This is a genomic window from Campylobacter sp. BCW_4341, assembly GCF_001764255.1.
GTDB lineage: Bacteria > Campylobacterota > Campylobacteria > Campylobacterales > Campylobacteraceae > Campylobacter_D > Campylobacter_D jejuni.
On record NZ_MKAH01000023.1, the window covers coordinates 63,473 to 84,855 of the forward strand.

The following is a 21,383-nucleotide window of genomic DNA, read 5'->3' on the forward strand; positions in this document are numbered from 1 at the left end:
ATGAAAGGTTCAAAATGGGAACAAGAAAAGAACATGATTTTATTGGGGAATTGGAAATCTCTGATGAGGTTTATTATGGAGTGCAAACTTTTAGAGCTGTTGAAAATTTTGATATTTCTCATGATAGATTAAAAGATTTTCCTCGCTTTGTTAGAGCTTTGGCTAGAGTAAAAAAAGCTGCAGCTATGGCAAATCATGAATTAGGTCTTTTGGATAAAAATATCCAAGATGCGATTATTAAAGCGTGTGATAAAATTTTAGAAGGCGGGTATTATGATCAATTTGTAGTAGATATGATCCAAGGAGGTGCTGGAACAAGTACAAATATGAATGCTAATGAAGTTATAGCAAACATAGGACTTGAACTTATGGGTCATAAAAAAGGTGAATACCAATATCTTCATCCAAATGATCATGTTAATTTAAGCCAAAGTACTAATGATGCTTATCCTACAGCTTTACACCTTGCCTTGCATGATTATTTAAGTGATTTGGCAAAAGCTATGGAGCATCTGAAAAAAGCTTATGAGAGAAAAGCTGAAGAATTTAAAGATGTTCTTAAAATGGGTAGAACCCAACTGCAAGATGCTGTACCTATGACTTTAGGTCGTGAATTTAAAACTTTTGCCGTAATGATAGGTGAAGATATACAAAGAGTATTAGAAGCTAGAAAATTGATTTTAGAGATCAATTTGGGTGGAACTGCTATTGGAACGGGAATTAATTCTCATCCTGATTATCCGAAGGTTGTAGAAAGAAAAATAAGAGAAGTGACAGGTTTTGAATATACTGTGGCTGAGGATTTGATCGAGGCGACTCAAGATACGGGAGCTTATGTACAAATTTCAGGTGTTTTAAAACGTGTTGCAACAAAACTTTCTAAAGTATGTAATGACTTAAGACTTTTAAGTAGTGGTCCAAAATGTGGTCTTAATGAGATTAATCTTCCAAAAATGCAACCAGGTAGTTCTATCATGCCAGGTAAGGTAAATCCTGTTATTCCTGAAGTAGTTAATCAAGTTTGTTATTTTGTTATTGGAGCAGATGTAACTGTAACTTTTGCTTGCGAGGGTGGACAATTACAACTTAATGTTTTTGAACCAGTTGCAGCATATAGCTTATTTAATTCTATTGTAATGCTAGAAAAAGCAATGTATACTTTAGCTGATAAATGTATAGATGGTATTACTGCAAATGAAAAAATTTGTTCAGACTTTGTCTATAATTCAGTAGGTATAGTAACAGCTTTAAATCCTTATATTGGTTATGAAAATTCAGCTTCTATAGCTAAAGAGGCAATGAACACTGGAAAAAGAGTGGCTGATATTGCGCTTGAAAGAGGGCTTTTAAGTAAAGAACAAATTGATGAAATTTTAACACCATCAAATATGCTAAATCCTCACATGGAAGCTAAAAAATAGCATTTTAGGATTTAATATGGATATAATGATAATTTTGCAAGTAATCGTCCTTCTTGGGGCAATTTTTATCGGTATTCGCCTAGGCGGTATTGCTATAGGTTATACTGGAGGATTGGGTGTAGTTATACTAGGACTTGTTTTAGGTATGAAACCTGGTAATATTCCTTGGGATGTTATTTTAATTATTGCTGCAGCTATTGCAGCAATTTCTGCTATGCAACAAGCAGGTGGACTTGATTATATGGTAAGGGTGACAGAAAAAATTTTAAGATCAAGCCCTAAATTTATAAATTATTTAGCTCCAGCTTGTGGATGGTTGCTTACAATCTTAGCAGGAACAGGAAATGCAGTATTTTCTTTAATGCCTGTTGTAGTTGATGTTGCAAAATCTCAAAACATAAAACCTAGTGTTCCACTTTCATTAATGGTTGTTTCTTCGCAAATTGGAATCACTGCTTCTCCTGTAAGTGCAGCTGTGGTTTATATGAGCGGCGTTTTAGAGCCACTTGGATGGAATTATCCAACTTTAATTGGAATTTGGATCGGTACAACTTTTATAGCTTGTATGCTTACAGCTTTTATAGTGAGTTTAATCACTCCTATGGATTTAAGCAAAGATAGCGTTTATCAAGAACGCTTAAAAGCAGGACTTGTTAAAGATGCAGGAGCTATTTTACATGGTGAAGATAAACCAGGTGCTAAACTTTCAGTAGGAATTTTCTTGATCACTGTTTTGGCAGTTGTACTTTATGCAACTGCAATTTCAAGTAATATTAAATGGATTGATCCTGTTGTGGTTCCAAGAGATGCAGCTATTATGAGCTTTTTACTTACTGCAGCAACTTTGATCACTTGGCTTTGTAAAGTTGAACCAGGTAAAATTCTTGATACCAGTGTATTTAAAAGTGGTATGACTGCTTGTGTTTGTGTTTTTGGTGTAGCATGGCTTGGAAATACTTTTGTTGCAGGACACGAAGCTTCTATTAAAGAAGTAGCAGGCGACTGGGTTAAACAAACCCCTGCTATGTTAGCAGTTGCATTTTTCTTTGCAAGTATGCTTTTATATTCTCAAGCAGCAACCGCAAAGGCCATTGTACCTGTAATTATCACCGCTTTAGGAATTTCAGCAACAAATCCGCATGATTCTTATATGCTTGTAGCTTGTTTTGCAGCAGTTTCAGCACTTTTTGTGCTTCCAACTTATCCAACCTTACTTGGCGCTGTGCAAATGGATGATACAGGAACGACTAGAATTGGTAAATTTATATTTAATCACTCTTTCTTTATACCAGGAGTTTTAGCTATTGCAATTGCTGTAGCATTAGGCTTTGTATTAGCTCCTATGCTTATTTAAATCAAACCCTAGGTTTTTCTCCTAGGGTGAAAATTTTTTCATTAGTTTTTAAGTATATACTACGCTATAATATTCATTTTTAATTTTCTTTAAGAAAGGAATTTAATGAAGATAAAAGTTGGGTTGATTTTTTCAGGTATTGTTTGCCTTTTTTTAACAGCTTGTGTTAATCAGGTTAAACAAAATACAACATTTGAAAATGCTTTAACACAAAAATATTGTGGTGATGATTTTTTCAATCAAAATTTAGAAAAAATTAAAAAAAATGATGATGTCATTTATACAGGATTAAATGCAGGTTTGATTGCTAGAAATTGTGGTGATTTTAACAAAAGTAATGTATTTTTTGATGCTGTGGAAGAATCTTATAAATATGATGTGGATTTAGAAAATGTAGGCTCTAAAGCAGCTAAATTTGTTGGTACAACCTTGCTTAATGATACTATAGTTGATTATGATGGTTCTTTATATGAAAGAATTATGGTTAATATATATAAAGCTCTAAACTATATGGAAGAAGATGATTATGAAAATGCAAGAGTTGAGTTTAATCGTGCTTTAATGCGTCAAGATAAGGCAAAAGAATATTTTGCTAAAGAAATTGAGAAAAATCGTGCTGATTTAGATAAGGCAAAAGAAGATAAAAATTATGATAAAAATATGAATGAAAACTCAAAAGTTATAGAAGCACAATACGATAACTTATTTAAAGAGTTTGATACAACAAAAAATTTCATAAATCCTTATGCGACTTATCTTGCTTCAATATTTTTCTTTATGGATAAAGATTATAGAAAAGCTGCAGATTTATTTAGAGAAGTAGCTATTATTTATCCAAAAAATAAAACTATCAAAAAAGAGGCTAAAATTTTTAAAGAATATGCCACAAAAATAAAAGTCAAAAAAGCTAAAAAATATGTTTTTGTAGTTTATGAAAATGGATTTGGTGTAGTTAAGGATGAATTTGCTTTAACCTTACCTTTTATAGTGGATAAAAAAATTATTAGCACAAATATTGCTTTACAAACCTTGAAAAAAAGGGAAGCTTCTTTTGCAAATTTAAATATAAATGGTCAAAATACAAATGATTTTGTAGATTTAGACAATATTGTCGCTACTGAATTTAAAATAAATATGCCTGCAATGATTGCTAAAGCCTTAGCTCAAACTATAATTAAAACCACTTTAAATGTAGCTGTTGCAAATAATGACTCTACAGGTGGATGGCTAAGTCTTGCAACAGCAGTAGCAACTGCTGCAACCAACAAAGCTGATGTGCGTTCTTGGAGAGGTTTACCAAAAAGTATTGCCATAGCAACAATAGAAAACGACGGAAATTTAGAAATCAAAGATCCACAAGGCAATATTTTGTTTCAAAAATCATTGGATAAAAATAAAAATGCTCTTGTTGTAGTGCGTTCTTTTGCTCCGTATTTACCTGCAAGTGTTGCTATCATGGAAAAATAAGGCTAAAAGATGAAAAAAATTATTTTATTTATTTTAATGTTTTTACTTAGTGCTTGTGCACCAAGTTATCAAATAAATTCAAATCAAAATACTGTAATTTTAGGTTCAAATTTACCAAAAAGTTTAGTAAAACAATTTCAAAAGCGTATAAATAGCAATGGTTATTTAGAATTTGAAGTGATTTTACGCAGTACTTTTGCTAAAGATGTAATTTATAAAGTAGATTGGTTAGATAAAGATGGTTTTGTGCTAAGAGATGTTTTAAATGAGGATTATCAAGCCCTTAGAATTCCAGCAGGACAAGAGGTAATTCTTCGTAAACTTGCATCTGATACAAGAGCGAAGGATTTTAGATTAGAAATTAAAGCAAAAAATTAATCTCATTTTAGGAAGGATAAATCATGAAAAAAACAAAAATTTTAGGAACAGCTCTTATTGGAGCTTTGCTTTTTAGTGGTTGTGCGCAAACAGCTTATACAGATGGAAAGGCAAGTCAGGTAAAAAAAGGCGATGCTTTAACCTTGGGTCTTGATAGACAAGATTTTGAAAGTGCAGCTGAAACTATGATAAATAGTATGTTAAGCGATCCTGCTTTTGCAAATATTAAACCAGGTACAAGAAAGGTTATTGCTATTGGTAGGGTTGTGAATGATACCCCGCAAAGAATCGATACTGAAAAACTCACCGCAAAAATCACTTCTGCATTAAGAAAATCAGGTAAATTTGTTCTAACTTCGGCAGTTGCTGCAGGCGGAGCGCTTGATAGCATGAGTGAAGATGTAAGAGAATTAAGAGATAATGATGAGTTTAATCAAAAAACCATAGCAAAAAAAGGGACATTGGTATCGCCTGATTTTTCTCTTGCGGGTAAAATTAGACAAGATAATGTAAAACTTAGCAATGGTAAAACTCAAGTAGAATACTTTTTCTTACTAAGACTTACTGATTTAACATCAGGTTTAGTTTATTGGGAAGATGAGCAAACTATTGATAAAACTGGTTCTAGTAAATCAGTTACTTGGTAAAATAAAAATTAATTTATGAATAAAATTTTTAGCTCAAGTGTTTAGCTTGAGCTTTTTTTATGATTTTTAAAAGGATATGAAATGAAAAAAATATTATTTATTGGCTCTTTAGTTATGGCAAGTTTACTTTATGCACAAGGTTCCCAGCCTGTAGAAATTACACAACAAGATATAAATACTCAAAATGAAATGTCTGATGCAAGTACTAAGGATATTACCCCAAAATCAATTGAAGATTTTTTTGAAGAATTTGCCGATAATTTCGGTATAGAATATGGTATAACCAAAGATGGAAAAACTTTTTATACGGGAAAAAGTACTGTTGCTGTAAATGATACTGATCCACAATTTGCACAAGCTTTACAAAATGCTTATCAAAAAGCAATGTTAAATTTACAAAGCGAATTTATAAGAGATGCTTTTGGAAGAATTGCTACAAGCAAGATTCAAAATTATGAAGCAGATAATTCTACTAATGCTAAGGAATTTGATGAATTGCCAAAAGGTGATAAGGTTGATCAAATTTTAAATAAACTTACACAATTAGCTGGTGCTCAGCTTGATAAGGCATTAAAAGATTTAGGTATAGATACAAATTCTTTAAGCGAAGACAGAAAAAAGACTTTATTAAAGCAAGAATTTCTTAATAAAACTATGACAAATGCCATAGGTTCTATGAGTGGACTTGTTCCTGTGCAAACTATAGTTACACAAAGAAGAGGTGAGTATGATGTAGGTGTTATTGCTGTTATTTCCAATAAAACTCGCCAATTAGCAAAAGATATGGCACTAGCAAGACAGAGTGCTATTAAGGGTAAAGGCAAGGCAATAAGTGAGTATCTGCCAAAAGATACAAAAGGCTTTTTAAATGAATATGGAATTCGCTTAGTTTATGATGAAAATGGTGCGCCTATTATTTTAAGTTATGGAAACTGGGGTTATGTAGCAGATCCTAGCAATGCTAAAAAAACAAATATTTTAGAAGATAGAGCCAAAGAAACAGCACTTACTATGGCTGATGCTGCTATTATAGAGTTTATTAATACAAATTTAAGTCTTAAAGATGAAAGAACAACTGGTGATACTTACGAGGAAATTATCAAACAAAGTATTAATGTTAATGATAGTTCCACTCAAGAACAAACTCAAAACATAACAAATATTATTGACAAAGTAAGTAGTAAAATAAAAGCAAGTGCAAGCGGTAAAATTCGTGGTATTCGTACTCTTAAAAAATGGAGCTATACAAGTGAAAATGGTATTGAATATGTAGGAGCTGTGAGATTTTATTCTTATGAAAATTTAGCTAACACAAATGAGGCTTTAAATTCAAAGTCAAATACAACAAAAAATGAAGCTAAAAAATCTTCTAGCATACAAAGAAGCTCTAATGTTGTAAATAGCATGGATGATTTTTAAAGGTAAAAGATGAAAATAATTAAAATTCTTTTTTTAGGCTTATTTTTAAGTCTAAGTCTTAATGCTAAAGTTATAACCACAACTTCAACAAAATCAAGCACAGGCGAAGGCACAGGCTTGACTAGGGAAGATGCGATAAACAATGCCATTATAGAAGCTATAGGAAAAATGAGCGGAGTAAGCATCAATTCTCTTAAGAAATCTAACACTAGCGTTTCAACTGATAATTCAGGTTCAAACATACAAGATAATTACAGCGAGCAAATTTCAAAAGCCACCAAAGGTAGAGCCGATACTTATGAAATCAATAGTGTTGAACAAGATGTAAATGGTAAATATACAGCCAATGTAACGATTTTTAAAACCACAACAACAAAAAAGTATCAAGCTCCAGGTTTAAGTGCAGATAATAGAAGAAGTATTACTGTTTTTGATTCTACTCCAGATGTTGCAAAAAGAGGTATAGGCTCAGCTTTGCAACAAAAAATCATTTCTGATTTATTGCAAAGTCGTAAATTTAATGTTTTAGACCGTGATTCTAGTGGCTATTATGAAATGGAAAAAGCTTTAATCAAAAGTGGCGACGCAGCTAGTGATGAAGTTTATAAACTTAAAAATGTGTTAGCAACAGATTATATTTTATTGTTTTTTATTTCAGGACTTGAAGGTAAGCAAAAAACAAGCAATTTAACAGGAAAAAGCAAAACTGAAATTGAAGTTATCGTAGATTATCGCGTGTTTTTATTTGCTACAAGACAAATTAAATTTTCTAATACTTTAAGTATGAAAGTTAGCATTAAAGACGATAGCCTTAGTGCCAATGAAGCTGCACTCAAACAAATTGCAAATCGTATTGCAGGAGATATTTTAAATGCAATTTATCCTTTGAAAGTTGCAAGCGTTGAAAACAATGAAGTAGTATTTTCTCAAAGCTTAAATCAAGGTGATATTTATGAATGTTTTGCTCTTGGGAAGGTTATAAAAGATGCTTATACAAAAGAAAATACAGGAAGAGTAGAAAGCAAAACAGGAAGTATTGAAATCACTCGCACAAGCCCTAAACTTTCTTATGCAAAAATCACAGAAGGTAGTGTAAAAGTAGGCGATATTTGTAGACCTTTAATTGGTAGCAATAGTGGAAATGGTTATACTATAGGTCGTGATGCAAATTATGAAACCCAAGAAGGTGGCGGAGTAAATCTAGGCTTTTAAATTTTTAGAGTTTGATTTTTCTCAAACTCTAAATCCTTTCTTAAATTCATCAAAAATTAAAGAAAAATTTTGTAAAATCAAAATTCTATTAAACCACTAAAGCTTTTAAATCCGTTATTGCGGTGCTTTATGGTACTACCAATTTATAAGGAAAAGCAATGTATGCTATTATCAAACACAGCGGAAAGCAATACAAAGTAAGTGTTGGCGATGAGCTAAAACTAGATCACTTTGAAGCTGAAAGCAAAGCAAGTATTGAAGTAAGCGAAGTTCTTGCTATCAATGATAAAGAATTAAAGGTAGGTGCGCCTTTCGTAGCAGGTGCAAAAGTTGTTTTAGAAGTGATCAATCACGGAAAAGATAAAAAAGTTGTGATTTACAAAAAAAGACGCAGAAAAGATTCTAAACTCAAACGCGGTTTTAGAAGACAATTTACTCGCGTTGTAGTAAAAGATATCAAAGCTTAAGGAGTAAAGAATGGCACACAAGAAAGGTCAAGGTTCAACTCAAAATAACCGCGATTCTATAGGTCGTCGTTTAGGTGTTAAAAAATTTGGTGGCGAGTTTGTTAGAGCTGGAAATATCATCATCCGCCAAAGAGGAACTGCAACTCATGCAGGTAACAATGTAGGTATGGGAAAAGATCATACTATCTTTGCTCTAATTGATGGTTTTGTAAAATTCGAAAGAAAAGACAAAGACAGAAAAAAAGTTTCTGTATATCCTGCATAAGTTTTCAGGACGCTTTTTTAGCGTCTTGAAAACTTTAAATTTATAAATTTAACTTCTTTTATTTACTCAAATTTAGCTTTATAAATTTAAAGTCAAAGGCAATTTAAATGTTTATTGATAGTGTTAAAATTACTTTAGCTTCAGGCGATGGCGGCAAAGGTGCTGTAAGTTTTCGCCGTGAAAAACATGTTCCACTTGGTGGCCCTGATGGAGGAGATGGTGGAAATGGTGGTGATATTATTTTCGTATGTGATAATAATACCCACACTCTTGTAAATTTCAAAGGCAAAAGAGAATTACGCGCACAAAATGGTGCTGGTGGAATGGGACGCAATAAAAATGGCAAAAAGGGTGAAAATTTAGAACTTATAGTGCCCGAAGGAACGCAAGTTATCGATGCGCAAACTAATGAAATTTTACTCGATCTTACCAAAGAAGGACAAAGAGAGCTTTTTTTAAAAGGTGGAAAAGGCGGACTTGGCAACACTCATTTTAAACACGCCACTAATCAACGCCCCGATTACGCACAACCTGGTATAAAAGGAGAAAGTCGCTTAGTCAGACTTGAGCTTAAACTTATTGCCGATGTAGGGCTTGTGGGCTTTCCAAATGTGGGAAAATCTACTCTTATAAGCATTGTTTCAAATGCAAAACCTGAAATTGCAAATTATGAATTTACCACCCTTACTCCAAAACTTGGACTCGTGGATGTAGATGAGTATAATTCCTTTGTTATGGCTGATATTCCAGGGATTATCGAAGGAGCAAGTGGGGGTAAAGGCTTAGGACTTGCCTTTTTAAAGCACATAGAAAGAACGAGCTTTTTACTTTTCGTGCTAGATCCTATGAGGCAAATGCCTTTAAAAGAACAATTTATAGTACTAAGAAAAGAACTTGAAAAATTTTCCAATGAACTTTTTGGGCGTAAATTTGGCATCATGATTTCAAAAAGTGATAGTGTTAGTTTAGGAGAAGAATTTGCCGAGCAAATTGCTTTAAACATTAATGAGTTAGAAAATTATCTCAAAGAAATAAATAATCCGCAAAGCTTTTTAATCAAAGTCTCAAGTCTTGAAAAAACAGGACTTAAAGAACTTAAATTCATGCTTTTAGAAGAAATTAAAACTTTAAGAAATAACAAATAAAAATTTTAACAATCTAGGAAGTGTTTTATATTAAAAGTTTCAAACACTCCCTATTTTTTCAAACAATAACTAGTTTATATGAAATTTTGGCTAAAATTATAAAAATTTTTCAAGGAATAAGCATGAAAAGAATAGTTGTTAAAGTGGGTTCTCATGTGATTAGTGAAGAAAACACTTTAAGTTTTGAGCGTCTTAAAAATTTAGTCGCATTTTTAGCTAAACTCATGGAAAAATATGAAGTGATTTTAGTAACTTCAGCAGCGATTTCAGCAGGACACACTAAACTAGATATTGATAGAAAAAACCTCATTAATAAACAAGTTTTAGCCGCTATTGGACAACCTTTTTTAATCAGTGTTTATAACGAGCTTTTAGCCAAATTTGGTAAACTAGGCGGACAAATTTTACTTACAGGCAAGGATTTTGACTCTAGAAAAGCTACCAAACACGCAAAAAATGCTATCGATATGATGATAAATTTAGGAATTTTGCCTATTATCAATGAAAATGACGCTACAGCTATAGAAGAAATTGTCTTTGGTGATAATGATAGCTTAAGTGCTTATGCTGCGCATTTTTTTGATGCGGATTTGCTTGTGATTTTAAGCGATATTGATGGATTTTATGATAAAAATCCTAGTGAATTTAGTGATGCAAAACGTTTAGAAAAAATCACTCATATCAAAGAAGAATGGCTACAAGCAACCATAAAAACAGGTAGTGAGCACGGAACGGGTGGTATAGTAACCAAACTTAAGGCAGCTAAATTTTTACTTGAACACAATAAAAAAATGTTTTTAGCAAGTGGATTTGATTTAAGTGCGGCAAAGACATTTTTATTAGAAGATAAACAGATAGGTGGAACTTTGTTTGAGTGATTAATTTATTAAATTCTCTTTTAAAATCAAATAAGTTATAATTAAAACTTTTAATTTCACACAAAGCGAAAAAATGAAAAAAATTATTTTTATGGGTACTCCATCTTATGCAACTTGTATTTTAAAAGCACTAGTAGAAAATGAAAATTTTAAACTCGTAGCACTTTTTACCCAGCCTGATAAAGCCGTAGGTAGAAAGCAAATTTTAACTCCAAGTGATACTAAGGCTTTTTTAAGTCAAAATTATCCTAGTATTCCTATTTTTACTCCAAGTTCTTTAAAAGATGAAAATATTATAAGAGAGATTAAGGATTTAAATCCTGATTTTATCGTGGTTGCTGCCTATGGAAAAATTTTACCTAAAGCCATTTTGGATTTAGCACCTTGTGTGAATTTGCATGCTTCTTTACTTCCAAAATACCGCGGTGCCAGTCCGATCCAAAGTGCGATTTTAAACAAAGATGAAAAAAGTGGAGTTTGCACCATGCTCATGGAAGAAGGGCTTGATACAGGTGCTATACTTGAAAGCTTAGAGTGTGATATAAAAGATAAAAATTCAAGTGAAGTTTTTGAACTTTTAGCAAATTTGGCCGCTAAGCTCATCCTCACTACTCTTTTAAATTTTGATAAAATCACCCCTAAAAAACAAGAGGAAAGTCTAGCAACACTTTGTAGAAAAATCAAAAAAGAAGATGGACTTATAAATTTGCAAAATGCAAGAGAACTTTATCAAAAATATCTAGCTTTTACTCCTTGGCCTGGAGTTTTTTTGGAAAATGGACTTAAATTCTTAGAGCTTGAACTTGTGGATGAATTAAAACAAAATGCTAAGATGGGTGAAATTTTAGAATTGGAAAAAGAAAGTTTTTTGCTTGCTTGCAAACAAGGAGTTTTGCGTATTAAAAAACTTCAAGAAAGTGGAAAAAAAGCTCTTGATGGTAGGACTTATTTAAATGGAAAAAGGCTTAAAAGTGAAGATAGTTTGTGTTGAAAGTATAGACTCAACTCATCTTTTTTTATGCAAGCAAATACGCAATGGAAAGATTGATGGAAATTTTGCTATTTATGCTTTAGAACAAACAAATGGAGTTGGAAGCAGGGAAAATTCTTGGCAAAGCTCTAAAGGAAATTTACATCTTTCTTTTTGTATTAAAGAAGAAGATTTACCAAAAGATTTACCTTTGGCCTCTGTGAGCATTTATTTTGCTTATTTACTTAAAGAAGTTTTACAAGAAAAAGGTTCTAAAATTTGGCTTAAATGGCCTAACGATCTATATTTAGATGATAAAAAAGCTGGAGGGGTTATAAGTGCTAAAATTTCAAATTTTATCATAGGCGGTATGGGTTTAAATCTGAAATTTTCACCTCAAAATACAGCTTTATGCGATATAGAAATTTCGCTTAAAGATTTAGTGAGTGAGTTTTTGCAAAAAGTAGAAAAAAAATTTTTATGGAAGAATATTTTTAGCAAGTATATGTTAGAATTCGAAAAATCAAGAAAATTTAGCGTCCATCATGAAGGTAAAGTTTTTTCACTTGAAAATTCTTTTTTGTATGAAGATGGTTCAATTTTACTAGGTGATAAAAGGGTGTATAGTTTAAGATGAGCGAAATTATTACAATAGCAAACCAAAAAGGTGGAGTAGGAAAGACTACAACAGCAGTAAATTTAGCCGCTTCTTTAGCTGTGGCTGAGAAAAAAGTACTTTTGATTGATGTTGATCCGCAAGCTAATGCGACTACAGGACTTGGTTTTAATCGTAATAATTATGAGTATAATATTTACCATGTTTTTATAGGAAGAAAAAAGCTTTCAGATATTATTTTAAAAACAGAATTGCCACAACTTCATTTAGCTCCTTCAAATATAGGTCTTGTAGGTATAGAACAAGAGCTTGCTAAAGGTGAAAATAATGAAAAAAAAATGCTGCTTAAAAATCAAATTCAAGAAGTGATTGATGAGTATGATTTTATTATTATTGATTCTCCACCTGCTCTTGGAAGTATTACTATAAATGCTTTTGCAGCAAGCGATAGTGTAATTATCCCTATACAGTGTGAATTTTATGCGCTTGAGGGTGTAGCTATGGTTTTAAATACAATTAAAATTATCAAAAAAACTATTAATTCTAAACTCAGGGTTCGTGGATTTTTACCGACAATGTATAGCTCTCAAAATAATCTTTCTAAAGATGTTGTAGATGATTTGAAACAAAATTTTAAAAAACAACTTTTTACTATTAATGGAAACGAAGATGACTTTATTGTGATCCCTCGCAATGTAAAGCTTGCAGAAAGTCCAAGTTTTGGAAAGCCTATAATTCTTTATGATATTAAATCGCCAGGTTCTGTTGCTTATCAAAATTTGGCGTATTCTATATTAGGATAATTATGATGGGGTTAAATAAAGATAGGGGTTTAAGCAGTTTAATCAGTGATATGGATACTGTTTATAGTAAAGAATTGGGTTTTGATAAAAATCAAAGCACTATGATAGAAATTGATCAAATTTCACCCAATCCATTTCAGCCAAGAAAGAATTTTGATCAAGAAGCTTTAGATGAGCTTGCTAATTCTATCAAAGAATTTGGGCTTATTCAGCCTATTATTGTATTTAAAAAAAATAGTAAATTTATTTTAATTGCTGGAGAACGTCGCTTAAGAGCGGTGAAAGCATTAGGAAAAAAAGAAATTCTAGCTTTTATTGCTGATATTGATGAGAATAAGCTTAGAGAATTGGCTCTTATTGAAAATATACAAAGAGAGAATTTAAACCCTATTGAGCTTGCTAATTCTTATAAGGATTTGATGCAAGTTCATAAAATTACTCAAGAGAATTTAGCAGAACTTATTCATAAGTCTCGTACTCAAATAACAAATACTTTAAGACTTCTGAATTTAGATATTAGAACTCAAGAGTTGATTGCTTCTGGAAAAATTTCTCAGGGTCATGCTAAAGTTTTAGTTGGTTTAGATCAAAAAGATGAAAAAATGTTGGTTGATAGTATAATAGGTCAAAAACTTAATGTTAGAGATACCGAAAAAATAGTTAAAAAAATAAAAAATAATGAAAGCTTACCTAATCAAGAATTTGAAGATGAAATAAAGAAATTAAAACACATACTAAATCGCTTTGGATTTGACTGCAAAAATAAAAATAATGATTTTGTAATTCATTTAGAAAATATTGATAAAATTAAAAAATTAATCAAAATGCTTGAAAAGTTTTAACCAAAATCTTAGCTTTTTTATGGTAGAATAGTCCTTCAAAAATTCTAACCAAGGAGAATTATGTTTGAAGATATGCATCCTTCCATAATGCTTGCTACTATGGCTATTTTTTTAGCTATGATAGTTATTTTAAATAGTATGCTGTATAAGCCGCTTTTAAAATTTATGGATGAAAGAAATGATTCTATAAAAAATGATGAGAATAAAGTAAAAGAAAATTCTCAAGAAGTTTTAGGTGTGAATGATGAACTAGAAGCTATTCATATTAACACTAGAGAAGAAATTCAAAAAATTAAACAAAGTGCTATAGCTGTTGCTAAAGAAGAGGCAGAGCAAATTCTTAGAAGCAAAAAAGAAGAATTAGAACGAAAAATGGCCAGCTTTTATGCAGATTTAGCTGTTCAAAGAAAAGAGTTGCAAGAACATTTAAACATACATTTACCTGAGCTTAAGCAGGCTTTGCAAAATAACATAAAGAAAATTTAAGAGGAGAGAAATGAGTAAGTTATTCTTTATTATATTTTTGCTACCTTTGTATGCCTTTGGTGCATCAAATGGTAGTGGAGAATATGATATTATTCCAAGGACTATTAATTTTCTAATTTTTGTGGCTATATTGTATTATTTTGTTGCAACTCCATTTAAAAATTTTTACAAAAACCGTATTGTAAAAATTTCTTCTAAGCTTGATGAAATTCAAAAAAAACTTTTAGAAAGTAAAGCTAAGAAATTAGATACGATGAAAAAACTTGAAGAAGCGAAAGCAAATGCTGCTGCTGCTTTAGTTACAGCAAAAAAAGAAGCTGAAATCTTAGTTCAAAATATTAAGAAAGAAACTCAAGATGAGTTGGATTTACTTCAAAAACATTTCGAGGAACAGAAAGATTATGAATTTAGAAAAATGGAAAAAGAATTAGTATCAAATACTTTAAACGAAATTTTTTCTGATCCAAATATGACATTAAAACAGAGTGAAATAATAGAACTTATGATGAAGAAGGTATCTTAAATATGGAGAATATAATTGCAAGAAGATATGCAAAAGCGATAGCTTCAAGAGCTGATATAAATGATTTTTATCAGAATTTGTGTATTTTAAATTCTGCTTTTGTTTTGCCGAAATTTAAAAATGTTATAGAATCTAACGAGATTAAAAAAGAAAGAAAAATGGAATTTCTTGATTCTTTTTTTGATATTAAAAATTCTAGTTTTCAAAATTTTTTAAGACTTTTGATTGAAAATTCAAGATTAGAATACATTCCTCAAATAGTTAAAGAACTTGAAAGACAAAAAGCTTTTAAAGAAAATATTTTTGTTGGTATTGTGTATTCTAAAGAAAAATTAAGTCAAGAAAATCTTAAAGATCTTGAAGTAAAACTTAACAAAAAATTTGATGCAAATATTAAATTAATCAATAAAATCAGTCAAGATGATAGTGTTAAAATAGAATTAGAAGAATTAGGTTATGAACTTTCTTTTTCTATGAAAGCTCTTCAAAATAAGCTAAACGAATATATATTGAAAATTATCTAAGGAGAAAAAGTAAATGAAATTTAAAGCTGATGAGATCAGTTCAATAATCAAAGAAAGAATTGAAAATTTTGATTTAAATCTTGAAATTGAAGAAACAGGAAAAATTATTTCTGTAGCTGATGGTGTTGCTAAGGTATATGGACTTAAGAATATTATGGCTGGAGAAATGGTAGAATTTGAAAATGGTGATAAAGGAATGGCCTTAAACCTTGAAGAGTCGAGTGTAGGTATTGTTATACTTGGAAAAGGAGAAGGTTTAAAAGAAGGTGCTTCTGTAAAAAGACTTAAGAAGTTACTTAAAGTTCCAGTAGGTGAGGCTTTGATTGGCCGTGTTGTAAATGCTTTAGGTGAGCCAATTGATGCTAAAGGTGTGATCAATGCTAATGAATATCGTTTTGTTGAAGAAAAAGCAAAAGGTATTATGGCGAGAAAAAGTGTTCATGAGCCTTTACATACAGGAATTAAAGCTATTGATGCACTTGTGCCAATTGGTCGTGGTCAAAGAGAGCTTATCATAGGCGATAGACAAACAGGTAAAACTACTGTTGCTGTTGATACTATTATATCTCAAAGAGGTCAAGGAGTTATCTGTATATATGTTGCAATTGGTCAAAAGCAAAGTACAGTGGCACAAGTGGTTAAAAGACTAGAAGAACATGGTGCTATGGAATATACTATTGTTGTAAATGCCGGCGCTTCAGATCCTGCGGCTTTACAGTACTTAGCTCCATATACTGGTGTAACCATGGGTGAATTTTTTAGAGACAACGCAAAACATGCTTTAATTGTTTATGATGATTTGAGCAAGCATGCTGTAGCTTATCGCGAAATGTCTTTGATTTTACGTCGTCCTCCAGGTCGTGAAGCTTATCCAGGCGATGTTTTTTACCTTCATTCAAGATTGCTTGAAAGAGCAAGCAAGCTAAATGATGAATTAGGTGCTGGTTCTTTGACGGCATTGCCGATAATTGAAACACAAGCAGGAGATGTTTCTGCTTATATTCCAACTAATGTTATTTCAATTACAGATGGACAAATTTTCTTAGAAACTGATTTATTTAACTCAGGAATTCGTCCTGCAATTAATGTTGGTTTATCAGTATCTCGTGTAGGTGGGGCTGCTCAAATTAAAGCTACAAAACAAGTTTCAGGCACATTAAGACTTGACCTTGCTCAATATAGAGAGCTTCAAGCTTTTGCACAATTTGCTAGTGATTTAGATGAGGCAAGTAGAAAACAACTTGAACGTGGACAAAGAATGGTTGAACTCTTAAAACAACCACCTTATTCTCCGCTTAGCGTTGAAAAACAAGTAGTTTTAATTTTTGCAGGAACCAAAGGTTTCTTAGATGATATTGCTGTTTCTAGAATTAAGGAATTTGAAGATGGAATTTATCCTTTTATTGAGGCAAAACATCCAGATATTTTTGAGCAAATTCGCTCTAAAAAAGCTTTAGATTCTGATTTGGAAGAAAAACTAGCTAAAGCCATTAATGAGTTTAAAGCAAATCATTTATAAGGTCTTTTATGTCTAATTTAAAAGAAATTAAAAGAAAAATTAAAAGTGTTCATAACACTCAAAAGACTACAAATGCTATGAAGCTAGTTTCTACTGCTAAGTTAAAAAAAGCAGAAGAAGCAGCTAAAAGATCAAAAATTTATGCACAAAAAATCGATGAAATTTTGAGTGAAATTTCATTTCAGATCAATAAAATTGTTCACAATGAAGATGATGTGCGTTTATCTTTGTTTCATAAAAAAGAACAAATTAAAACCGTAGATTTAATATTTATCACTGCAGATAAAGGCTTATGCGGTGGTTTTAATATTAAGACTTTAAAAACAGTAAGTGAAATGCTAAAAGAATATGAAGCAAAAAATATTAATATTCGTCTTAGAGCTATAGGTAAAACTGGGATTGAATATTTTAATTTTCAAAAAATAGAATTGTTAGAGAAATATTTCCATCTTAGTTCTAGTCCTGACTATGAGAAAGCATGTGAAGTAATTCATGCTGCTGTAGATGATTTTTTAAATGGAAATACAGATGAAGTGATTTTAGTTCATAATGGTTATAAAAATATGATTACCCAAGAACTTAAAATTAATCATCTTATTCCAGTTGAACCAAAGAGTATTGAACAGACTCATAATTCTCTTTTAGAGCTTGAACCGGAAGGAACTGAGCTTTTAGAAGATTTAATGAAAACGTATTTTGAGTATAATATGTATTATGCGTTAATCGATTCTTTGGCGGCAGAGCATAGCGCAAGAATGCAAGCTATGGATAATGCAACTAATAACGCAAAGGCAAGAGTGAAACAACTAAATTTAGCTTATAACAAAGCAAGACAAGAATCTATTACTACTGAGCTTATAGAAATTATCAGTGGTGTTGAATCAATGAAATAGTAAATTTTAAGGAGAAGATAAATAATGCAAGGATTTATTTCACAGGTATTAGGTCCGGTTGTTGATGTAGATTTTAACGACTATTTACCTCAAATTAATGAAGCAATTGTTGTAAATTTTGAAAGCGAAGGAAAAAAACATAAACTTGTTTTAGAAGTAGCAGCTCATTTAGGAGATAATAGAGTTAGAACTATTGCTATGGATATGACAGATGGTTTGGTAAGGGGCTTAAAAGCTGAGGCTTTAGGTGCTCCTATTAGTGTTCCTGTTGGTGAGAAAGTTTTAGGAAGAATTTTCAATGTTACTGGAGATTTGATCGATGAAGGTGAAGAAATTTCTTTTGATAAAAAATGGGCGATTCATAGAGATCCACCAGCTTTTGAAGATCAAAGCACAAAAAGTGAGATTTTTGAAACAGGGATTAAAGTTGTGGATTTACTTGCTCCTTATGCAAAAGGTGGTAAAGTAGGTCTTTTTGGCGGTGCAGGTGTTGGTAAGACTGTTATTATTATGGAGCTTATTCACAATGTTGCATTTAAGCATAGCGGCTATTCTGTATTTGCAGGTGTGGGTGAGAGAACTCGTGAAGGAAATGATCTTTATAATGAAATGAAAGAAAGCAATGTTTTAGACAAAGTTGCTCTATGTTATGGGCAAATGAATGAACCACCAGGGGCAAGAAATCGTATTGCTTTAACAGGTTTAACAATGGCTGAGTATTTTAGAGATGAAATGGGTCTTGATGTGCTTATGTTTATTGATAATATCTTTAGATTTTCACAATCAGGTTCTGAAATGTCAGCACTTTTAGGAAGAATTCCATCAGCTGTGGGTTATCAACCAACCTTAGCAAGTGAAATGGGTAAATTCCAAGAAAGAATTACTTCAACTAAAAAAGGCTCAATCACTTCAGTTCAAGCTGTTTACGTTCCAGCTGATGACTTAACCGACCCAGCTCCAGCAACTGTTTTTGCTCACTTAGATGCTACAACGGTTTTAAATAGAGCTATTGCTGAAAAGGGTATTTATCCTGCAGTTGACCCACTTGACTCAACTTCAAGAATGCTTGACCCAAATATCATTGGAGAAGAACATTATAAAGTTGCTCGTGGTGTTCAATCAGTGCTTCAAAAATACAAAGATTTACAAGATATCATCGCCATTTTAGGTATGGATGAGCTTAGCGAAGAGGATAAACTTGTAGTTGAAAGAGCGAGAAAGATTGAAAAATTCTTATCACAACCATTTTTCGTTGCAGAAGTTTTCACAGGTAGCCCAGGAAAATATATAAGCCTTGAAGATACAATAGCAGGATTTAAGGGAATTTTAGAAGGTAAATATGATCATTTACCAGAAAATGCTTTCTATATGGTTGGAAATATAGATGAAGCTATTGCAAAAGCGGATAAATTAAAAGGTTAATTTATGAACGATTTGATTAATTTCGAGATAGTTACGCCTTTGGGTGTAATCTATCAAGGAGAAGTAAAATCTGTTACTTTACCGGGTAGTGAAGGAGAATTTGGCGTGCTTAAAGGACATGCTGCTTTGGTTTCTTCTTTAAAATCTGGAGTAATTGATATTGAAAAAGCTGATTTAAATCATGAATTAATTGCTATTGATGCTGGGCATGCAAAGGTAGATGAAGATAAGATTTGCGTGCTAGCAAAGGGTGCGGTTTGGGTTTGCGGAAGTGATGAAAGTGAGATTGAAAAAAATCTTGCTCAAGCAAAAGATTTGATCAAATCTATGAGTTCTGATAATGCAGCTTTAGCGGCAACTTTTTCAAAACTTGATAATGCAAGGATGCATTAATGAATTTTGAAGCTATATTTCATTTTTTCAATAGTTCAAGTATTATTACTTATATAGTTTTATTATGGCTTTCTTTATATTTTATTTTAGCGTTTAGTATTTTGTTTGCTAGATTGACTTATTTGGCTACATGGAGAAATAAGGAAAAAGAAAGTTTAGAAACTTTGCTCTTGGGTGAGAAGGATTTAAGTCGTACTGATTCGATTTTAAGAAAATGCAATGATACAACTTCAAATCATTTAGAAATCTATAAAAATTTAGCAAGTCGTCGCGCTTCTGCTGGACTTACTTGGCTTAGTATTATTGCTTCAACTTCACCTTTTATAGGTCTTTTTGGGACAGTTATTTCTATACTTGAAACTTTTGGTGGGCTTGGAACTCAAAATTCTTTAAGTATCATAGCTCCTAAAATCAGCGAGGCTTTAGTTGCTACAGGTTGCGGTATTTTAGTGGCAATTCCTGCTTATACATTTCATCTCATCATTAAAAGAAAAGCTTTCGAACTTTTAAGCATTATTGATAGCGAGATTAAAGTTATAAGTTCGAGTAAATAAGGTTAAAAATGCCATTTGATGATGAAAAACCTGAACTTAATATCACACCTTTAGTGGATATTATGCTTGTATTGCTTGCGATTTTAATGGTAACAGCTCCAAGCATTACTTATGAAGAAAAAATTAATCTTCCACAAGGTAGTCAAAAAAATACTAGCGCTCCAACTGTTAAGAGTTTAATTATTAGTATTAATGCAAAAAAAGAAATTTTTTTAAATCAAAAAAAATACGATTTTATAAGTTTTGCTGACAATCTTGCTCAAAGAAAAGCACAATTTAATACCGAAGATCCAGTTTTTATACGCGCTGATAAAAGCTTAAAATATGACGATGTTATTTTAGTCTTAAGAAGTGTAAAAAATTTAGGATTTAATAAAGTTGCTTTACAGACTGAATAATCATGAAAAATTATGGTTTGAGTAATTTAAATTCGTTTTTACTTGCTTTAGTAATATATATTAGTATAGTAATTCTTGTTTTTTTTAGACTTGTAAGCGAGATTGAATCTGCTATACAATATACCGATATAAAAGATAGTTTTGTAGATATTGAACTTGCTGAACCATCAAAACAAGTTATTACTCAAAGCAACACTCCTAAAGAAATACAAAAACCAACAGAGCAAATTGATATAGAAAAACTTTTTGCTCAGACTACAAATAAAACAGTTAAAACTGAAGATATTGACCAAAAGGCAAGTAATTTTAATGAGCTTTTTGGAAATATTAAAGAAATACAAGAAGAAAAGACTACAAAAATTCAATCAAGTGCTAAATCAGGAATTTCTAGTGCTCCAAAACCTCAAGCTTCCGAACTTGTAAAACAACTTAATGATAGTTTACTTCAAGAAGAAAGTTCAACGCAAGGAGAAAGCACAAAGGCGCAAAAGATTGGAATTTATGATGAATTTTTAGGGAAAGTTGTGCGTATTATCACTCAAAGATGGACTCAGTATTATCCAAATAGTGAAAAAATTTCTGTTAAGGTAAAAATTTTTATTGATGAAAATGGAAAATTTGGCTATACTTCAGTTGAAAAAAGTGGGAATCCTTTATATGATGCTAAAGTGGCTGAATTTTTAGAAAGTCAAAAAGGTAAATTTATTACTTATCCTCCGCAAAATAAAAATATAAGCATTACCATGAATTTAAGAGATGAAGCAAAAGTTAAAAATGATTAGGAGAA

25 protein-coding genes are annotated in these 21,383 nt (G+C 31.5%); all 25 read left to right on the forward strand.

Annotated features, from left to right (window positions below; translation table 11 throughout):
* Positions 1-14 precede the first annotated feature (14 nt).
* The 25 genes from aspA (at position 15) to AJN70_RS03880 (ending at position 21,378) form a co-directional block, all read left to right on the forward strand.
* Positions 15-1,421, forward strand: a complete 1,407-nt coding sequence (gene aspA / locus AJN70_RS03760) for an aspartate ammonia-lyase (RefSeq protein ID WP_002854440.1) — start codon at positions 15-17, stop codon at positions 1,419-1,421.
* Positions 1,422-1,437: 16 nt separating this feature from the next.
* Complete coding sequence (locus tag AJN70_RS03765) at positions 1,438-2,775, forward strand: anaerobic C4-dicarboxylate transporter (protein ID WP_070295504.1); 1,338 nt, start codon at positions 1,438-1,440, stop codon at positions 2,773-2,775.
* A 105-nt stretch (positions 2,776-2,880) separates the two neighbouring features.
* Positions 2,881-4,242, forward strand: coding sequence for a COG3014 family protein (locus tag AJN70_RS03770; protein WP_070233964.1), 1,362 nt, complete (start codon positions 2,881-2,883; stop codon positions 4,240-4,242).
* Between the two features lie 9 nt (positions 4,243-4,251).
* Positions 4,252-4,620 carry a YcfL family protein gene (locus AJN70_RS03775; protein ID WP_002881373.1) on the forward strand — a complete coding sequence of 123 codons (369 nt, stop codon included), beginning with the start codon at positions 4,252-4,254 and terminating at the stop codon, positions 4,618-4,620.
* A 23-nt stretch (positions 4,621-4,643) separates the two neighbouring features.
* Positions 4,644-5,267, forward strand: a complete 624-nt coding sequence (gene lpoB / locus AJN70_RS03780; RefSeq protein ID WP_002851945.1) for a penicillin-binding protein activator LpoB — start codon at positions 4,644-4,646, stop codon at positions 5,265-5,267.
* A gap of 81 nt (positions 5,268-5,348) precedes the next feature.
* Entirely contained in the window at positions 5,349-6,686 is a 1,338-nt protein-coding gene (locus AJN70_RS03785) for a DUF6844 domain-containing protein (protein ID WP_070233960.1), read from the forward strand.
* A 9-nt stretch (positions 6,687-6,695) separates the two neighbouring features.
* Positions 6,696-7,898, forward strand: coding sequence for a CsgG/HfaB family protein (locus AJN70_RS03790; protein ID WP_070295505.1), 1,203 nt, complete (start codon positions 6,696-6,698; stop codon positions 7,896-7,898).
* A 158-nt stretch (positions 7,899-8,056) separates the two neighbouring features.
* The gene (rplU, locus tag AJN70_RS03795) at positions 8,057-8,365 is read left to right on the forward strand and encodes a 50S ribosomal protein L21 (RefSeq protein ID WP_002778820.1); all 309 of its coding nucleotides are present in this window, start codon (positions 8,057-8,059) and stop codon (positions 8,363-8,365) included.
* Between the two features lie 10 nt (positions 8,366-8,375).
* Entirely contained in the window at positions 8,376-8,630 is a 255-nt protein-coding gene (rpmA, locus tag AJN70_RS03800) for a 50S ribosomal protein L27 (protein WP_002800974.1), read from the forward strand.
* Between the two features lie 107 nt (positions 8,631-8,737).
* The gene (gene obgE, locus AJN70_RS03805; RefSeq protein WP_044779370.1) at positions 8,738-9,775 is read left to right on the forward strand and encodes a GTPase ObgE; all 1,038 of its coding nucleotides are present in this window, start codon (positions 8,738-8,740) and stop codon (positions 9,773-9,775) included.
* A gap of 122 nt (positions 9,776-9,897) precedes the next feature.
* Complete coding sequence (gene proB, locus AJN70_RS03810; RefSeq protein WP_044779371.1) at positions 9,898-10,653, forward strand: glutamate 5-kinase; 756 nt, start codon at positions 9,898-9,900, stop codon at positions 10,651-10,653.
* A 73-nt stretch (positions 10,654-10,726) separates the two neighbouring features.
* Positions 10,727-11,644, forward strand: a complete 918-nt coding sequence (fmt, locus tag AJN70_RS03815; protein ID WP_044779372.1) for a methionyl-tRNA formyltransferase — start codon at positions 10,727-10,729, stop codon at positions 11,642-11,644.
* Complete coding sequence (locus AJN70_RS03820) at positions 11,607-12,260, forward strand: biotin--[acetyl-CoA-carboxylase] ligase (protein WP_070283813.1); 654 nt, start codon at positions 11,607-11,609, stop codon at positions 12,258-12,260. Before fmt ends, AJN70_RS03820 begins: the two co-directional genes overlap by 38 nt.
* Complete coding sequence (locus tag AJN70_RS03825; protein WP_002851697.1) at positions 12,257-13,042, forward strand: ParA family protein; 786 nt, start codon at positions 12,257-12,259, stop codon at positions 13,040-13,042. Before AJN70_RS03820 ends, AJN70_RS03825 begins: the two co-directional genes overlap by 4 nt.
* A 5-nt stretch (positions 13,043-13,047) precedes the next feature.
* A complete protein-coding gene (locus AJN70_RS03830; protein ID WP_044779401.1) occupies positions 13,048-13,884 on the forward strand; it encodes a ParB/RepB/Spo0J family partition protein in 837 nt (278 codons plus the stop codon).
* A gap of 60 nt (positions 13,885-13,944) precedes the next feature.
* Entirely contained in the window at positions 13,945-14,370 is a 426-nt protein-coding gene (locus tag AJN70_RS03835; RefSeq protein ID WP_044779373.1) for a FoF1 ATP synthase subunit B', read from the forward strand.
* Between the two features lie 10 nt (positions 14,371-14,380).
* A complete protein-coding gene (locus AJN70_RS03840; RefSeq protein WP_044779374.1) occupies positions 14,381-14,893 on the forward strand; it encodes a F0F1 ATP synthase subunit B in 513 nt (170 codons plus the stop codon).
* Positions 14,894-14,895: 2 nt separating this feature from the next.
* Entirely contained in the window at positions 14,896-15,417 is a 522-nt protein-coding gene (locus tag AJN70_RS03845) for a F0F1 ATP synthase subunit delta (protein ID WP_070233955.1), read from the forward strand.
* Between the two features lie 13 nt (positions 15,418-15,430).
* Complete coding sequence (atpA, locus tag AJN70_RS03850) at positions 15,431-16,936, forward strand: F0F1 ATP synthase subunit alpha (protein ID WP_002851836.1); 1,506 nt, start codon at positions 15,431-15,433, stop codon at positions 16,934-16,936.
* Positions 16,937-16,944: 8 nt separating this feature from the next.
* Positions 16,945-17,829: an ATP synthase F1 subunit gamma gene (gene atpG / locus AJN70_RS03855; RefSeq protein WP_002860587.1), complete on the forward strand. Its 885-nt coding sequence runs from the start codon at positions 16,945-16,947 to the stop codon at positions 17,827-17,829.
* Between the two features lie 24 nt (positions 17,830-17,853).
* Positions 17,854-19,251, forward strand: a complete 1,398-nt coding sequence (gene atpD, locus AJN70_RS03860) for a F0F1 ATP synthase subunit beta (RefSeq protein ID WP_002852005.1) — start codon at positions 17,854-17,856, stop codon at positions 19,249-19,251.
* Positions 19,252-19,254: 3 nt separating this feature from the next.
* Positions 19,255-19,644, forward strand: a complete 390-nt coding sequence (gene atpC, locus AJN70_RS03865; protein ID WP_002851752.1) for an ATP synthase F1 subunit epsilon — start codon at positions 19,255-19,257, stop codon at positions 19,642-19,644.
* Positions 19,644-20,198 carry a MotA/TolQ/ExbB proton channel family protein gene (locus AJN70_RS03870; RefSeq protein ID WP_002854361.1) on the forward strand — a complete coding sequence of 185 codons (555 nt, stop codon included), beginning with the start codon at positions 19,644-19,646 and terminating at the stop codon, positions 20,196-20,198. The genes atpC and AJN70_RS03870 overlap by 1 nt, the downstream gene beginning before the upstream one ends.
* A gap of 8 nt (positions 20,199-20,206) precedes the next feature.
* Positions 20,207-20,596 (forward strand): ExbD/TolR family protein, encoded by a 390-nt coding sequence (locus AJN70_RS03875; protein WP_070295506.1) that lies wholly within the window; start codon positions 20,207-20,209, stop codon positions 20,594-20,596.
* 2 nt (positions 20,597-20,598) lie between these two features.
* A complete protein-coding gene (locus AJN70_RS03880) occupies positions 20,599-21,378 on the forward strand; it encodes a TonB C-terminal domain-containing protein (RefSeq protein ID WP_070233952.1) in 780 nt (259 codons plus the stop codon).
* The last annotated feature ends 5 nt before the right edge of the window (positions 21,379-21,383 follow it).